A 16,965-nucleotide genomic window follows, 5' to 3' on the forward strand; every position below is an offset into this window, starting at 1 on the left:
GTCGGCGATGGTTTGCGCACTCCAGTCCAGGTTGTTGGTCAGGAAGATCATCTCCACCCCCTGCCCGTCCAACTCCACCCAGGCGATGACGCGGCGCAGGACTTCGGGATACTGACCTCTGGATTTGCCGGTGGTGAGCACGATCAGATCGTCGCGCCGGATGTTGCCCTTGCGGCGCCACTGGCGGCGTTTGACCACCCGGCACTGGAGGTTGTCTTTGGCGCGAGTCACCCAAAAGACCCCGCGCCGGAGCAAGTCCAGCAAATGCGCGAAATCCACGTAAGCCTTGTCAAACAAGACGATTTCACCGGCTCGCAACCCGGCGCAGACTTCCCGCGCGCGCTTGTTGTCGTGGTGCTTGGCGGTGTCGATGATGGCAAAGGAAGGCAGGAAGCTCTGCAGGTCCAACCGCAGATGGCACTTGGCGGCGGCCTTCCGACGGCGATGCTTGGCCCAGTCCATGCAGGAGACCACCAGTTGGATGGTGGTGGAATCCACCGCATGAATGGTGCGTTTGAACCGGTAGAGCAGCCCCTTGCCCTTCCGGCTTCCAGCAAAGCGCGGGTGGAGGGCCTTGAGGTGCTCCAGGACCGACCAGAACAGTTGGTTGGCGATCGCCGAGGCCAGCAACGTGCAATTCCCAAGGCCTTCGCCTGCGGACGGGTGCCGGCTTGTCGCCAGCGCCGACCTGTAGCGCTCCTGTCGTGCATCCGCCTCAATTAGCGCGAGAGTACGCGGTGCATCCGACCCAGGTGACGCAGTGGAAGGCGACGATCCGGGATCGGCTGCCGGAGTTGTTTGAGACCGGGGCTGCCGGCGCCGAGAATCAGGAGCACCTGATCGCGCAGTTGCACCAAGAAATCGGGCAGCTGACGGTGGACCTGGACAGGCTTAAAAAAAAGTCCAAGCAGTTGGGTCTTTGACGCAGTTGCACGGGTTGGTCAGCTCCGATCCGCACGTTAGCGTCCGCCATCAATGCGAGCGGTTGGAACTATGCCGGAGCAGTTACCATTGCGAGCCGTGCCCGGAGACGGAGGAGAACCTGGCGCTGATGCGGCGCCTGGACGAGCTGCCCCTGGGGCATCCGGTGTATGGGGGCCGCAAGTTGACGGTGCTGGTGCGCCAGGCCCACCTGACAAAGCGGCAGCTTGCCTGGGCAGGAAGGCTTACGCCGGGAAAGATGCAGCTACGGACATTGCGCCGCGCCCGGTTTGCATGGGCTGCTGCAATCCCGAGTCGAGCAACGGGTTGCCGATCTAATTGACGGTGGCGCTGGAAGCAGTCGGCGTTGCGCCCTGGCCCCCGTGGCCCGGCCCGATTTCAAAGGCCTGGATGAAGGCTTCGCCCTGGACGGCATGACCTCCCTCGATCGTTCGCAGCCCGGTGCAACGAACCTCGATAACTCCGTTCTTCGGCGTGATGTCGTCAAAGACGAGGTCCGCCGCCTTGTTTGGCCCGCCGGCCGTGGCGGCCACGTCGAGCCGTTCAACCACTTTGCGTCCGTTGAGCAGGATATCGAAAAAGTTCGTGCGCGTGTTCAAGCCACGCGTGGCGGCGAACTTGAGTCGGACAAAATACCTGCCCGGTCCAACCGTGAGGTTCACCCAGAAATCGCGGGCGTGGTAGCCGTAACGGTAGACCTCCGGATCGGAGGTTCCGCCAATCGGTTCGGCGACGGCGTTTGTCCACCAGCACTCGGCCACTGTGTCTTTCAACGCGGCGAGGCGCGTCACGATCTCGGTCCCCGGACGCCACCAATGCCCCTTGACATCGCGGTAATCCTGCCGCGACGGATAGCCGAAGATCAGCCGCTGCGCGTCTTTCGGGCCGCCGCCGGTTGGGAAACTGCACGGCGCGGTCTCGGCGGAAAACAGCACGGCATCCCCGCTAATTTGGCATCCTTGCGAGTAAGGATTCCCCTCGCCGGTGGCGACGATGCTTAGCGTGTGTTCTCGATTCGGAAGGCCGTTCCTGTAATAGAGCACCTGCTGGCTGCGCGGCGAAGGGTTCCAGCAGTCAATGGGGACAGACTGTTTCACGCCATCGAGAAATACGTCCGCCAGGCCTCCCGCGGGACTGGCAGGGCCCAGCAGACGCACCTGGTTGCCAACAAAACGCGCGGTCAGGACGGCGCCCTTTGTCTCCGTCACCCGCAGTGTTCGACCCAGGGCGGCGGCGTTCTCTTCTATGGTCCACGCGCCTTCATAACTAAAGGCGGCATCGTCCATAACCTGCTGCGGGATTTTGCCGCGGACGACCACCTCTTTCGCGCCGTCATGGCGGATGTGGACGATGGCATCGCCATTGGGCAGCGGTTTGAGGGTGTAACCGTTGGCGGACAGATCTCGGCGCCGGCGCAGCGAGCGGCCGTCCGCCGTGATTTTTGCAGGTTTAAAGGACAAGCGCAGGACGTCCACAGTTCGGGGCGGGGCGTCAAAAGTCGAATAGGCAATCTCGCCATCGCCATAGCGGACCTGGTTCACCACCGCGCTGGAGCGGACAACATGGTTTTCCCGGCTGGCGTCCAGCTGTTCCGGCAACCAGCTGATGGCCTCCAACACCCAGCGCAGGGGCAGCGGATGGGCAATGTTGAACCAGACGCCGTTAACGATGATGCCGCCATCAATGTTATCCTCGGTGATGCCGGTGTCGTGAGCGTCGTAGGTTTGAAGGATCAACTGGCGGACAGCCATCTCGCGCGCCCAGGGGTCGCCCGTCTCGGCGGCATATTGAGCGAGGGTCCTGCCGACGAGCAGGGGCGAGTACCACAGGGAGCGTCCGCAGCAGGGGCTGGACTCGGGATATGCCCACGCGCCGTTGAACACGTCGCCGCCTGACTGCGGAGCGGCGCTGGTGCGGTTGTAAAACAGGGTCATGATGTTGCGGGCGTCTTGGCGCCAGCCAGGGAACAAGGACCTTTGGGCGATGAGATAAGCGGGTACTTCGGCGGTAAGGGTGCAACCCTGCGTCGGGTTTTCCCAGTCCCAGAAATACCGGCCCCAGGTGTCGTCCGCGAGCCAGGCCGGCAGGAGTCGGTCGCGCAGATATCGAAGGCCGGCCTCGCGGGCCTGGAGAATCTGCCCTTCCTTGCCCGCGTGGCCCAGCCGAACGAATTCATCCAGGAACGCCAGGATCATGACGACGCCCCCGGTTTGTTTCTTGTTCTTCCAGGGCGCGCTTTCGGGGTTGGCGTAGCGCGGCCAGGGATCGCTGGCGGGTTCGAGGTGGCAGCGTTCGGCGAGCAGATCGCCCCAATGCCGGGCGGCGGCCAGCCAGCGCTCGTTGCCTGTAAGTTGATAAGTTCGGAGGAGGGCGCGGCCCATGTCGGCGCAGAGATCAAGCTGGATCATGCCGTTGGTATCGCACTTCCAGTAGGCTTTGCCTTTGACGGGAGCACTAATGGGGAAATCCGGCCAGGGGTGATCCGGCGGCGTCAAGCAGGCCTCCAGGAGGAAGTTGCCCATATAGGTCAGGTGCGCGACAGCCGCGGGGTCTCCGGTGTAACGGTAATAGTCGGTCATGCCGTGCAGGACACAGACCGCACGTTGGCCGATGTCAGCATTGTCCCAGTCCTTGGGGGTAACGGGCGTGATCAAGCCGTTGGTAGCGATGGTCCAATGTCCGCTGAAGACGTAATGGGGATACGCAGCGATGGCCGCGTTGGTAGTGGTCCAGGGATAGCGTTTTAAGGTCTCGGCGGCAATCCGCACACGGTAATCGCATTGGCCGTTCAGCCCCTGATGCCAGGGCGCGATCACGCCGTGGGCATCCACGACAGCGTCGTGGCCGTACTAGCGAGGCAGCACGGTAGCGGCCTGCACCCATAGCGGAGCAGCAAGACCAGCGCAGCACGTGAGGCTCAGGATCAAAACATTCCGTATAGGGGTATTCATAGGCTATTGAACATGGTTGTTTCTCTTCTCGTCAGCCAATGGGATCAACTCGACGCGGCGGAACAACCCCCGCTCGCCGGGCGAAGCAGCGCGCAGGCCGATAGTGCCGCGGGAAAAACCAGCGTCGGTTTGCACATGGACGCGCTCGCCATCCAGGAACACCTCAATTCGAGGGCCGCGACAGTCCACCCGGTACCGGTGTGTTTCGCCACGCAGAATCCTCCGGGGCAATGGCACGGGATCCAATACGGTCCAGACGCCGTTGCGGCGGACGTGAGGTCGCAGCGTATTCGGCAGGGTCTTGTACTGCGGGGCGTCGAACGGCGAATCCGCGCTCTGCACCTGAAACATCAGGCAGTGGTTTGCGTCCCGGGCGCGGACGATCCAACCGGTAATGCCGTCGCCTTGCGCGGGCAGAACCAGGTCAAATTCGAGACGGTAGTCCGTCAACTCTCCGAGGAATAGTCCCAATTCTCCGCCTTCGATGCGCAGTCCTTCGCTGGTGAAAAGCCAGCCGGCGGGAGCCGCCCACAGGTCCGACTGCCGATCGAGGTCCCGGCCGTAGAACGGGCCGGTGAGCGAGGCGTCCACAGCGGCGACTTGCTCCCGCAGCGCCTTGCGGGCCGCGCGCGAGAGATCGCCGCCAGGCGCGACGACGAGGTCGCAGACGAAGGCTGCGCGGCGGATGGGGTCGAGGCCCGTCCAGGCACGGAGTGCGACCGGCGTGCCGCACGCAATCGCCGCCGGAAGTTGCGCCTTGTCACGGCCATCATGAGGCAGGCGCCAGGTATAAAGCCGACCCTTCTCTGCGATCGGCGCGCTGAGCCGACCCGATTCATCCATCAGCATCAGGAGTGTGGGGCGGCCCTGGCCGACAGCCGGCGCGGCGAGCAGAACGTCCGGTCCAAGGGTAAGAACCACCTCATCGAGCCGGCTGGTTGGTCCCGGCTTGAGCGCCACGCGCTGGAAACCGCGGTTCTCGACCGCCAGGTCCGCACGGCATACCACCCGCAATTTGCGCCTGACCTTCGAGGCGGCGTCAATCCAGGCATAGCCTGCGTCGGCGTTCAGGGGCACCTTGCGACCAGCCGAATCCCTGATCTCCAGATGAGCCGCCCAGGACGGGATACGAAGGCCAAGGAGCGGTCCCTTGATCGCAGAGTTCGCCTGGGGTGTAAGCGTCAAGTCAAAGACCTTCTCCGCAGGCAGGCCGGAAGAGGCTGATCTTACCGTCACCCGCCACTCCTCTGACCCCACCCGCACCGGCGCGGAGAAGTCGGCGAAGAAGTTCACCAGGATGCGGTTGGTTGTCGCAGCGGCCAGGTACCCTTTGAGGGAGTGCAGGCCGAGGGGGCCGTGAAAGTTGCAGCAGACGTTCCACTCATCAACTTTGCCTCGCGTGGCCACCGGGCCGACCCCGTCACCGTCGAAATTGCGCCAGCCGTAACCGCCGTTGGCGCATTGATTGGCGGCGTATTGATTGCGCAGGAGACGCTCGGCCATTTCGAGGTAGCGGCATTCGCCGGTGAAGCGCCACAGTTCAAGGTTGAAGCGCAGCCAATCGGATTCAGAGCAACCCTCGTCGCCGGGGTAATCCTTGTAGAAGTGCTCGCCGATTCCGCCCAGGGGCCAGACATAGCCGCCGCGCATGGCTTGGTCCCACTTGGCCTGCGCCGCCGTCAGGAAGGGTTGTTTGCCGGCAATCTCGTACAGGGCGAGAATGCCGCGCCAGGCGCAGAGGTTCCCGTGACTGTGGTCAATGGGCAGAGCGTCGAACTTCCTGAAAACCTCGGCCATGCGCTCGGCCTGGCGGAGATAGCGCTCGTCGCCGGTGTCCCGGTAGAGCCACGCGAGCCCTTCGATCGCAGGGAAATAGCAGCAGGTGTAGCCCACGCCATAGGTGCCCGTGGCGCGGAACTCGGCTTCGCGGGCGGGAGCGCAAAGGTGCGCGGCGCTGTTGACATAGAAGTCCCCCAGGCGGCGGGCGGCTTCCCACAGCCGGGGATCGCCGGTCGCGCGCGCGGCCACCGGCAGGCCGATGAGCAGACGGCTGTTGCCCCATAGCATCGGGTAGAGCGGCGAAGTGGCATCGGTCGGTTTGGCCAGGTCCAGGTCCACGCCGAAATGGCCGTCGGGCTTCTGCAATGCGGGCAGGGCCGCCAGCACGTTGGAGACCAGCGGCGGCGAAAACGGCCGGCCGGCACTGGTGAGAATCGCAAGCTCGATATAGCGGCCGGGGACATCGCCGCTGTAATTGTTCGGGTAACGGCGAATCCTGTCGGTGATGTCCGCCAGGAGCCATTCCTCGCTGGTGTACGGGTCAAGAGCCAGCCGTTGGACGCCGCGCGCCAATGCCGCGCCCCAGGGGCCGTCCAGTTGGACGGCCTTCGGCAAAGGCAAGGTCAGTCCGGCCGGCAAGATGTGGCTCGCAGCGAAAGAGTCCCAGGCGCAGCCGAGAATCAGGAATCCCGCCAGGATACGGCGGCGGTTTTGATTCTCACGGGGCTTCATTATGTCATCCTGCGGGGTTTGGGGGGGAATAGCCGGAGTCAGCCCGGCAGGGCGGTGGCCCGGACCGTGGAGGTTGGTGTTCATAGGCAGCGGACGTGACTCAGGAGTTGCCGGTTAAAGGGTATCGTCCATGTTGTCTGCCGGCTTCGAAAAAGGCCAGGATGTTTTCCATGGGCACATCATCGCCAATGTTGTGCGAGGGGGCCAGGATGTAGCCGCCGCCGGGGCCCATCTCGCGGAGGCGCCGTTTCACTTCGGCACGCACGGCCTCGGGAGTGGTCTGCATGGTATGCTGCGAGTCCACACCGCCCAGAAAGCAAAGTCGGTCGCCGAACTCGGCTTTCAGGGCCGCGGGATCCATCCCGGACGCGGCGACCTGGATCGGGTTCAGGATGTCCACGCCATTGTCAATGAAGTCCGGGATGAACGCCCGCACTCCGCCGCAACTGTGATACATCACGCGCATGCCCGGGGTATGCCGCTTGATGGACCGGATCAGGTCCGCGTGCACCGGCTTCAGCAGAGATCGGTACATGGCGGGCGAGATCAGGGGCCCGCGTTGGCTGCCGAGGTCGTCCAGGACCTCGACCCATTCCACGAACTCGCCCACGGCCTCCAACTGAACGAAATAGAAGTCCTTGACGACCTGCTGGACCTTCCAGAACAGCGCCTCCGCGAACTCCGGCCGGAGCGCCATGTCCTCGAGGAGGTTCACCATCCCGCGTAGTTGCTGGGCGATCTCGAAGACGCCCAGCATGACCGGCCGATAGGCCACCAGCGCGCAATCCGTTTCCGTGAACCGCTTTGCGGCCTCGGCGCGCAGACCCGCGACCCGCGCCGGATCACGAGGGTCCGGCCACTCGAACGAATCCAGGTCGCTGGCGGTGGCTTCGGCCAGCGGCTGTCCGGAAAGCTCGTACACCCTGGTCTCGGGATGCTCCCAGTAGGTCAGACCCCACTCGTCACTCCAGCCGCGACCGGGGGCGGGGCGGGTGCGAAAGCCGGCCGGCGGGCGCAGATGAACATAGCGAACATCCGACCCGAGCGCAGCCAGCACGCGAGGATCCTGGCGCATCAGTTGGGGGCCGACGAGCACAGGCGCGACCTGACCCCTGATGCCAAAATGCGCGGCCAGCCGGTCGAACCGCGACTCGGTCATCTTGGCCGCCGTGCCCCCGATGCAGACAGGCACGCGGTCGGGTTCGCGATGGTTCAGGGCGGTCCGGACGCGCTCGCGTGAGGTCATCCTGGGCATAGTGTTCACTGATTCGGGGGTTCTGGTGAAACCTGGCGGCCGCATCTGCCAGGTCGCGCCATGCGCCACCGTCCGCGCCGGCTGACGGTGGCGGCCACTGGTTCTTGCAGTTGGTTCATTCTGACGCGGCAAACGTGATATCCAACGGGATGCTGATCTCCACCGGTTTGTCCGGGCCGACCAGGAGGTTCGTCACGCGGTAGGCAGCCGCGAGCTTCCGGCGGCCCTCCGCGGCTTTGGTGCCCCGCACCTCGAACAGGGCGGTCTTGCGCGCCGGAAGGATCAGCTTCCTGGGCGTCTCAAGTTCCTTCAACTCGGAGACCCGCTCCAACTCGTAGCTGATGTCCGAGGAATTGCCGATCCGCACCCAGACGCGCTGCCGGCCTCGGAGCACGAGCGTGGTCTTGCCCCATTGGATGGACTTCTCGTAGATCGGCCGGAGAAACTGCTCGTCGCCGATAAGCTGGTTGCCGTGGTAGATGGCGGTGCGCCGCTCGAAAAGCGCCTCGCGCAGCGCCTCGACGGTGCGCGCTTTGGCGAACACAAGGGTCATGGGGCGGTGGTCGCCTCGGCGGGTGTCATGTTCCATGCCGAGGGGCGGGTGGATGTCGGTATTGCCGAGCAGGGTCAGTCGCCTTTCCACGGCCCAGCGATGGGCTTCCGGATAGTAATCCCGCCCGTTGATCACCTCGATGCCGTGCAGCATGTCCTGCTCCCGCAGCCAGGTATGTTCGGGATACCATAAGACCAGCCCGTTCGTAATCTGCCGCTCCCAGCCGGGGTGGTTCCACACAATGAACGCGCCCTGCGCGCGGGCATTCTTGACCGCGTCCTCCCAGTTGGCCGTTTCCAGCGGTGTGGCATTGGTGAGAAACAGGGCGTTCAGGTGGCCCGGCGGCATCGCGCGCGTGATTTCAGAGCCTTTGACCACAAGCAGGTCGAGTTCCTGGCCGGCGGCGCGCGCGATCTCGTACGACCGGTTGGGGTCGGTAGTGAGCCCCTCGGCCTTGTGCGGGTGCCGCTCGATATGGTCGGTAATGGCGATGCCATCCAGGCCCTCGCACCACGCCTCGTCAACCCGTACTGAGGGCCACACCAGGCCGTCGGAAAAGACCGTGTGCATGTGGAAGTCGCACTTGAGCGTCAGGTAGCCGGGAATATCCGGAATGTTGATGGTGGTGCAAGCGTGCTCGGCCGGGTTGTAAGCCAGGGCGAGGACGGCGCCTGACAGCAGCACGGTGGCGGTGAGCAAGGTCTTCATGATTTGCTCTTCGCAGTATGTGAGCGGATGCCTGGTTTGGGTTTCATGAACAATACTTCGGCGCGGGTGATCCAGCAAGATCTCAAGTCCATGCGGAACCAGCCGTCGCCGTTCTTTGCGTGAAAGCGCGTGGGACAGCGCTTGCCGAACTCTTTGAGGTCGTATTGCGCCCACGTCTTGCCCATATCCGTGGAGATGATGAACCCCGTGTTCATCGGCGAGGCGGGGCCGCAATGCGCCGCGAGCATCACGCCGTCTTGAATAATCATGCTGCCGGCCTCGACCTGCGGGTTGAACAGCAGCGTGTGCTTCCTGGGGTTCGCGATGTCAGCAGGATCGCAACAGAAAATACCCCGATCGTAGTCACCTTCGTTCCACGGCCTCAACGCGTTCGCGTCGCTGATCCAGTAGCATTTCCCGCCTGCGAAGTTGATGCCGCCCGACTTGTAACGCGAGTTCGAGTCCACAGACACGAGGACCTTCCACTGCCACTTGTCCCTTTTCGTGTCGTAGGTGCCGCGCAGCCAATGGCACTCCAGACCGGCCCCACGGTCAATGTCTCCCGTGCAGGCATAGAAGGCGTTCTCAGCCGGGTTGTAGGCGACCGTATGGATATGCCGGGCGAGCACCGGGTTGTCGGGATTGCCCAACAGCTTGCCGCCCTTGCCGCCGCCGGCCGATCCGTCATCGCTAAAGAATGGATTCTGGCCGAAAGCGTAGGCGATCTTCACGGTGCGCCCGCTGTCGGTCGAGTAGTAGATATTCACGGGCGTGGCGCCGCCCTCGACGTTGCAGTAGTTCCCCCAAACCATCATCTCCCTGCCGTTCACATCCCACGAGACGGTGCCCGGGAGCGTATGGAAGTACCAGCCGGGACACGCCGGGTTCTGCGGCCTGTGCGGGAGGTAGTCCGCTCCGTCCAGGGCCTTGACGGTGATTTGCCGGTAGCTCTTGAGGTTGTCGGTGCTGAGGTAGAGCTGCGCGCCTGTGGCGAAGACGATGTTCCCGTTCTTCAGGATGTGGCTGAAGGTGATGCGCTGGGCGTCGGAAAAGGCGAGGCGATACGGCCAGGTGCGACCGTTGTCCTTCGACAGGAACAGCATGCCATCGGCGTAGGCGAACGCCTTGTTCCCGCGCTGCGAGTCAATGTATCGGCCCGCCGGCTGCAGGCGATACCAGAAGTGGTCCGTGGAGGGGCACTCGGACAGGGCTGTGTCGGGGTTTGCGCCTCGGGCGATCATGGCAGGCAGCGTGATTCCTCCAGCGGCGGCCACCATGGCGCCCAAAAATCGGCGGCGACTTGTTTGTTGCTTCATAATGATGTCCTGAATTGTGACCGATTGTCCATACGTTGCTGCTCGGTCCGCGTCGCCAGGGTCATGGATAACCCAAGACGAGAACCGCTATCTACAAAAGAGCCGCATGGGCAGCCACTCAAAAGCTGCGGCGTACCCGGACCAACGCCCCGCCCCCCGGCGGCAAAGCGAGGATTGCGCGGGGGCCGCTGGCCCGCTGCCACGCGCGCTGCGTTGCGTCAAGCACTTCCAGCCGCCCGGGGCCGGTCACCGCCGTGCGAACGGCGTTCCGGTAATCCAGGTTCACCACCACGGCGTGGGTCGGACGTCCGGGCTTCCCGGCTTTGCCCGGCTTGCCGAAACAGCCCAGCAGCATTCCATCCGCGGGAAGCCGATCCAGGTCCGGCGCCCCTGCGTCGAGCTGGAAGGGTGACGATATGAGGAGCGGCTCCGCACCCCGATACGCCTTGCCGACATGATAGGCGCCCAGGGAGCGCAGGGGCTGCACCTGGGCGGCGATGGCGACGAATTCCCGGTTCAGAACCCGTGCTGCCTCATATTGCGGCGTGGTTGTGCCGTCGGCGCGGGCCATGCCGCCTTCGTGCTTGGGATAGCCATACACGTAATACGAAAGGCCCTGCGCGCCGTAGGCCAGGGAGGTATAGTTCAGCCAGCGCATCTCGTCGCTGTTGGGCACCCGCATGCCCGGCTCCCAGGAGCATCCCTGGACGATGTTGAGAAACGGGATTCCGGCATCGAGCGCTGTCTGGCGAATTATGCCCAGGTTGAGGAAATACTGCTCGGTGTCGTGCCCCACCGCGAAATGGTAATGGTCGTAGCTTAACAGGTCCGGCCTGACGGTGTTGATGAATTGGCGCAGATACTCCCGGTAAGCGGCCTCGGTGTCGCCCTTTACGCCGAGTTGGTCGTTGTTTGCGTAGGTCGGAAACAGGTTGATGTCGGCGAAGTGCGCCGGGTCGCGAGCGCGCAGGTGGGCCACCAGCCGGCCCAGCCCCGGAAACAGCGCGGCCCCCGGCTCGTCAATGATCCAGTAGGCGTACAGCGACGGATGGCTCTTCACCCGCTCGATAAGGGCGTCGAGCCTGGCCACCTGCGCCGGGTCGTCCAGCGTTTGCGGACACAGGAGCGCGTCCTGCAGCAGGACGCGCAGGCCATGCCGCCGGGCGGTGTCCATCTCCTGCTCGCTGCACCAGACGAGGTTGAAGCCGCCCTCCTTCATCTGCCGTGCCACCGGATCGGTGACGGCCGGCCCCCCGTAATAGGTGGCGATGGGCTCGCCGACCTGCCATCGCAGAGGGCGCTTTGCCACGCTGGCGCAGCCGGCGCTAAAAAGCAGCGCGCCCAGAATGACGCCAGCGATTGACTGTTGAATGCGCATCATGGCCGCGCAAAGCGATGGTAGTTGCCTAGGCAGGTTCATTCAATTCAGTGGGGCTTCATTGTGTTCCGCGGAAAAGCCGGCTCACCTCGCGGTCACTCAACGCGCGCACATACAACCGCACGTCGCGCAGCCGTCCGTGGAAGTAATCATGCTCTCCAAATCCGATCTTCAGGGGGACGTTGGCCGTCAGGTCGAACCGGGTCGGATCGAAGGGCGCGGATGTCGCGGCGCGCTTTCCGTCCACGAACAGCCGCAGCCGGTTTCCCCCCCGCACGGCGGCGACGTGCCGCCAGCCGGGCGCAAGATCGAGGTCGTGCGAGGCCGCCACACCGGCCTCCAGCGCGCGCACGCGCCCAGCGGGCAGCGTGCCGCAGAACAGCCGGCCGCCGTAAACCGCCATGGACCATGCGCGCCGGTACACGACGTCGGAATCATCCAGTTGGCCCGTCAGCGCCCAGCCAGCGTCATCACAGCGGTACACCTGGGCCAGCGGCAGCGTGCCTCCATAAAGTTTGCCGTTGAACAGGGCGAGGCCCATCACTTCGGTCTCGCCGCCGAGCCGGCCCGCGTCCTCCCATTGGTTTGGGCCGAGGTAGCGAAACACCTTGCCCTCCTTCCAGGTGCCGGTGTGCAGCTCCCCGCGATGGAGGACGAAGGAGTAGGTTTGGTCCACGTTGGGCGGCGCGCCCCAGTTGCTCCAGTTCGTCCCGCCGTCGTAGCGGAACACACCGCCCAGCTGGCCGCCGCTGTAACCGCTGGCAAAGAGCCGCCCGTTGGCCACCGTCAGCGCGGCCAGGCGCCCGCCGGGGTTGCCGCACCAGGTCCAGCTCGTGCCGCCCTCGTGGCGATACAGCCCCTGCCGCGGCGTCAGGTCATGCTTGGGCGGCAAATCCATCGCGGTGACATACAGCCTGCCTTGGAACACGGTCATACCCCAGACGACCTCGGCGTCGCAAATCCGGCCACAGTCCACCCAGTTCTGGTCGCCTGCAAAACGATAGACCCGTCCGCCGGGATGCGTGTTGGGCGAGGGTGTCAGTTGCGAGCCGGCGCCGCTGTAGCTCGCCACGCCGGCGTAAAGCTCCCCGTTGAACACCGCCAACGCGGAGACCGCGTTGCACCGATCCGGGGCGCCGCAGTCCGCCCACCTGGTCCCGCCGCCGTAACGATACACGTGACCCGCCTCACCCGCGCCGGGCTCCCACGTGCCGGCGTAAAGCGCGCCCTGGAACACGGTGAGCGCATACACCATCTGGTTGTGGCCAGGCCGGCCGCAGTCGGTCCAGCGCGGCGCCGTTCCCGCATCGAGCCCGAAGAAAAGGTTCCGTGTGTTGGCCATCGAACTGCACGTGCCGGATTGGTGCTGGACGGTGAGGTTAAACCCGGTCCGCGTCGCGGGATCGAACAGGGTCAAGAGGTCGCCGGGCGAATCATCCAGGACCGCGTCGAGCTGAAGCCACAGCGCGACGGTGAAGTCCCTGGCGCCGAGGTGAAGGGCCGAGGACGCAGGCACTTCCAGCCAGGCCGAGCGCCCGTCAAATCCGGCATGCCCCTTCGAGTCCCAGATCACACCTCGTGGCTGCCCATGCAATGCGTTCGGCGACGCGTCGCGGGCGTCGCCGTTCAAAGGCCAGTGACCAGCCATGCAGGTGCTGTAGCTGGCGGCTTTGAGCATTTCCGGCAGCGCCGGCACGGTCTCTCCGAGCCAGCCGGTCAGGAGGACCAGTGCCCGCAACAAGAATCCTCGAGAAGCGGCCGCAGTCATTTCATGGCATGTACTGAATCACTCGACGCGCCATAGAGTCGCGGTTTTCGGCATCCCACGCAAGCGCACCGGACTAAAACATTTGTTCAACCGCGCACCCACACCTTAACGCCAACCGGCAATGAACGGGTCCCGAGCCGGAGCGGGTCAATCCTCACCGGCCCGAGCGACCCGCCCGGAATCGCGCGCCTTGCTGACCGTCTTGTGTCCGAGCGTTAAGGCGCTGCACACCATAGTCAGCACACAGCACGCAATCATCGTGATAAACACCCCGTGCCACCCAAAGCGGTCGGCGATCCAGCCCACGCCCGTCCCGGCCACGGCGGAGCCGAACACGTAGCCGAAGAACCCGGTAAAACCCGCTGCCGTGCCCGCCGCCTTCTTGGGCACCAGGTCCAGGGCGTGCAGGGCGATTATCATGATAGGCCCGTAGATGAGGAACCCGATGGCCATGAGCGCCGCGTAGTCAATCCAGAGCGGCCCGCGCCGGTTCAGCCAGTAGGCGAGCACCGCCACGAGCGTCAGCGCCATGAACAGGATCAGGGCCGGGGCGCGTTTGCCCTTAAACACCTTGTCCGACATCCAGCCGCAGACAATCGTGCCCGGGATCGCCGCATATTCATACAGCGCCCACCCGAGGCTGGAATCCTTGAACGAGAAGCCTTTCGCCGTTTCCAGGTAGGTGGGGATCCAGTTCACCACGCCGTAGCGCACGAAATAGACGAAGGCATTCGCCACCGCGATGGCCCAGAGAAGCCTGTTCGGCAGCACGTGCCGGAAGAAGATCTCCTTGAAGGTGAAGGTGCGCTCGTACGCCGCCGAGTAGTCGGGCGGGTAATCGTTCTTGTACTCCTCCACCGGCGGCAGGCCGCATGATTGCGGGGTGTCGCGCATCAGGAACCACGCCAGCACCGCGACGCCCGCCGCCACCAGCGCGTTGAAGTAGAACTTCGCGCCCCAGTCCTGGAACAGCACCACCCCCAGCAACGCCAGGTTCGCCACCAGCGCGCCGCCGAGGTTCGAGGCGACGTTCCACACCGACACCGTCAGCCCCCGCTCGCGCGTGCTGAACCAATGCACCATCGTCTTGCCGCAGGGCGGCCAGCCCATGCCTTGCACCCAGCCGTTGAGCGTCTGCAAAACCACCAGCACCGCCAGAGACGCGAACACCGCCTTCACCGTCCCGCACGCGAACAGGATCGCGCACGAGAGCAGCAGGCCCAGCGGCAGGAACCACCGGGGATTGCTCTTGTCCGAGACCGAGCCCATGAGAAACTTGGAAATGCCGTAGGCCACGGACAGTCCGGCGAGCGCCGTGCCCAGCATGGCTTTGGAGTACTCCGGGTGTTCCTGGAGGATGTCCGGGATGGCCAGCGCCAGGTTGTTGCGCACGAGATAATACCCGCCATAGCCCAGAAAGATGCCGGCGAAAACCCGCCGCCGCAGCCGCCGATACTCGAAGTCCACGCGCCCAGCCGGCAGGCGCGGCGCCGGCGGAGCTGGCTTCAGGCAGCCGATCATAGCACAGCCTGGCGCGGTGGTGGCCCGGCGCTGGTGTCAGTGTGAAACATGCTCAGCCCAGATTCGCCTGGCCGGGCGCCGGCCACAAGCCTGGCAAGCTAGAACATTTATTCGATTGCGCTGCCCCGCCGGCTGACGCAGAGTCTTCGCCGAACCCGATGCCGATCAGAGTTTCCATCGTCGAGGACAACCGCGGCACTCGCCAAAGCCTGGCGGAGTTACTGACCAGTTCGCCGGTGATCTGCTGCACTGGCGCCCACCGTGACGGCGAGCGCGCCCTCCAGAAAATTCCCGCCGAGCGGCCGGACGTGGTCCTGATGGATATCAATCTGCCCGGCATGAACGGCATCGAATGCACCGCCCGTCTCAAAGAGCGGCTGCCCAAAGTCCAGGTGCTGATCCTGACCACCTTTGACGACAACGAGCTGATCTTCAATTCCCTGCGCAATGGAGCCAGCGGCTACCTGCTTAAGACCATGCCTTCCACCGAGATCCTCCAGGCGATTGAACAGGTTCATGCCGGCGGCGCGCCCATGTCCATGCAGATCGCCCGCAAGGTCGTCAGCCACTTCCAGCAAATCAAGGAACCCGCCTCGGAAGTCGAACAGCTCACCAAACGGGAGCAGGAGATCCTCGCCCTATTGGCCAAGGGGTATCTCTACAAGGAAATCGGTGAGCAACTCGGCATCACCCTCAGCACCGTCCGCGCCCACCTCCATACCATCTACGAGAAACTCCACGTTAGTTCGCGAACCCAAGCGGCCGTCAAGTTCCTCGGCCGCGAATAGAGGTGGTCTCCCCCTATTGCTTTCGTTCTCAACTCCAGCGGTTCCAACCGCCAAGACTGGAGACTTATCACCTCGGCAGGGGCAAGCCTCTCCCAACAGTTCCAGCTAGTTTACAGATCATTAAACAGGGTTCTTCGCGGATTCCCGGGGAAACCTGTTGGCGATTCATCGTCTCGCTTTCCTCTGCCTGCCTCCGGCTCCCCCCACCGGTCAGACGGCTGCACCGTTACGGTAGCCGGAGGTTGGCGTTTTCTTGCGGCCAGCTGGGGGATGGCGTGCTAGTGCGGTCTGGCTACGGTGTGTATCCCATGGGGAGCGCTCCCCATGGGATACACACCGTAGCACCACCGTGCCGCCACCGTAACCCCAAGCCAGATGTGCCAGCGTAAGCGGGGACTGGGAAAGGCAGGCAGACGACCTCACTGTCTAAAATATGGACAGTGCACGGGTTTCGGAGGTTGTGGAGGCTATCCAGACTGTGCGGACGTCAACCACCGTTGGCACTTCCCGGAAATCCGTGATGAACGTCAGCCATTCCTTGTGGGGGTGTTGCTCGGCGGTACGGCTCAGGATCTTACCGTCCAGATAGGACAGGGCGGCAAACAAGGTGACCGTCCCGTGGCGGATGTCGTCATGGGTGCGTGTCTTGATGTGGCCCCCCAAAAAGGCAAGCCCGGCTGGGTTCGTTTCAAAGCCTGACACTGACACTCCAGACTACAGTTCGTCCCTGCTTGTATCTACCCATTTACTGAACAGCACACTAGAACAAACGTTCGATTCTCTGCCGCGCGGCTCTTTGTTAAAAAACAGCCCGAAGTGGAAGGAATCGTTCAAGCACGGTGCAACCAGTTCGGTGGCTGCGGACCGGGAGGGCATTGCCAATCCGTTCGAGAACTTCCCTCTAACGCCTGTGCGGACCTGACCTGCCTCAATGAAAATGAATAACCACACTCTTATACCACAGCCGTGGAACTTCCGCGCGCCCGTTTGGATTAGAAATTGCGCCTGCCTTTTCGCTCTGGTGCTGTTCATGGCAGAGCCTGGCGAGGCACGCGCCGCCACCAAGAAGTTTGATGGTGGCATAAGCGGCACCGGCCATGCCTGGGCGACAGCTAACAATTGGAACCCGGACGGCCGGCCCGCTTCCGGCGACGATATTGTCATGGACACGACCCACATAACAATCCCGGAGGAGCAAACCGCTAGTACCAGCATCAGCGTTCGCTCCATCGAGTTCATGAACAATTTCGCTGCCAACAACACGTGGCATCTCG

Annotated in this window: 12 protein-coding genes and 1 pseudogene; 3 read left to right on the plus strand and 10 right to left on the minus strand. The window is 63.8% G+C overall.

Going from position 1 to position 16,965, the window contains the following annotated elements; all coding sequences use genetic code 11:
• A partial coding sequence (locus P5205_21595; protein HSA12958.1) for an IS4 family transposase occupies positions 1 to 630 on the minus strand: 630 nt, incomplete at its 3' end.
• Between the two features lie 74 nt (positions 631 to 704).
• Here P5205_21595 and P5205_21600 point away from each other — a divergent pair.
• Positions 705 to 923, plus strand: a complete 219-nt coding sequence (locus P5205_21600) for a hypothetical protein (protein ID HSA12959.1) — start codon at positions 705 to 707, stop codon at positions 921 to 923.
• 333 nt (positions 924 to 1,256) lie between these two features.
• Here the strand turns inward: P5205_21600 and P5205_21605 are convergent, their stop codons facing one another.
• The 8 genes from P5205_21605 to pgtP all read right to left on the minus strand — a co-directional run bounded on the left by P5205_21605 (position 1,257) and on the right by pgtP (position 14,903).
• Positions 1,257 to 3,773 carry a malectin domain-containing carbohydrate-binding protein gene (locus P5205_21605; protein HSA12960.1) on the minus strand — a complete coding sequence of 839 codons (2,517 nt, stop codon included), beginning with the start codon at positions 3,771 to 3,773 and terminating at the stop codon, positions 1,257 to 1,259.
• Positions 3,774 to 3,896: 123 nt separating this feature from the next.
• A complete protein-coding gene (locus P5205_21610) occupies positions 3,897 to 6,488 on the minus strand; it encodes a glycoside hydrolase family 127 protein (GenBank protein HSA12961.1) in 2,592 nt (863 codons plus the stop codon).
• A 16-nt stretch (positions 6,489 to 6,504) separates the two neighbouring features.
• Positions 6,505 to 7,659, minus strand: coding sequence for a uroporphyrinogen decarboxylase family protein (locus tag P5205_21615; protein ID HSA12962.1), 1,155 nt, complete (start codon positions 7,657 to 7,659; stop codon positions 6,505 to 6,507).
• A gap of 115 nt (positions 7,660 to 7,774) precedes the next feature.
• Entirely contained in the window at positions 7,775 to 8,920 is a 1,146-nt protein-coding gene (locus P5205_21620) for an Sb-PDE family phosphodiesterase (protein ID HSA12963.1), read from the minus strand.
• Positions 8,917 to 10,236 (minus strand): hypothetical protein, encoded by a 1,320-nt coding sequence (locus P5205_21625; protein HSA12964.1) that lies wholly within the window; start codon positions 10,234 to 10,236, stop codon positions 8,917 to 8,919. The genes P5205_21620 and P5205_21625 overlap by 4 nt, the downstream gene beginning before the upstream one ends.
• Before the next feature lie 118 nt (positions 10,237 to 10,354).
• Positions 10,355 to 11,617, minus strand: coding sequence for a hypothetical protein (locus P5205_21630; protein ID HSA12965.1), 1,263 nt, complete (start codon positions 11,615 to 11,617; stop codon positions 10,355 to 10,357).
• Positions 11,618 to 11,672: 55 nt separating this feature from the next.
• The gene (locus P5205_21635; GenBank protein ID HSA12966.1) at positions 11,673 to 13,382 is read right to left on the minus strand and encodes a hypothetical protein; all 1,710 of its coding nucleotides are present in this window, start codon (positions 13,380 to 13,382) and stop codon (positions 11,673 to 11,675) included.
• A gap of 147 nt (positions 13,383 to 13,529) precedes the next feature.
• Positions 13,530 to 14,903 carry a phosphoglycerate transporter protein PgtP gene (gene pgtP, locus P5205_21640; protein HSA12967.1) on the minus strand — a complete coding sequence of 458 codons (1,374 nt, stop codon included), beginning with the start codon at positions 14,901 to 14,903 and terminating at the stop codon, positions 13,530 to 13,532.
• A 158-nt stretch (positions 14,904 to 15,061) separates the two neighbouring features.
• Here pgtP and P5205_21645 point away from each other — a divergent pair, with 158 nt between their 5' ends.
• Positions 15,062 to 15,691 (plus strand): response regulator transcription factor, encoded by a 630-nt coding sequence (locus tag P5205_21645; protein HSA12968.1) that lies wholly within the window; start codon positions 15,062 to 15,064, stop codon positions 15,689 to 15,691.
• A 519-nt stretch (positions 15,692 to 16,210) separates the two neighbouring features.
• Here P5205_21645 and P5205_21650 read toward each other — a convergent pair.
• Positions 16,211 to 16,401, minus strand: a pseudogene (locus P5205_21650) (IS630 family transposase).
• A gap of 227 nt (positions 16,402 to 16,628) precedes the next feature.
• Here P5205_21650 and P5205_21655 point away from each other — a divergent pair.
• The coding region (locus P5205_21655; GenBank protein ID HSA12969.1) for a hypothetical protein at positions 16,629 to 16,965 on the plus strand (337 nt) is incomplete at its 3' end.

Source organism: Candidatus Paceibacterota bacterium, from assembly GCA_035452965.1.
Taxonomy (GTDB): domain Bacteria; phylum Verrucomicrobiota; class Verrucomicrobiia; order Limisphaerales; family UBA8199; genus UBA8199.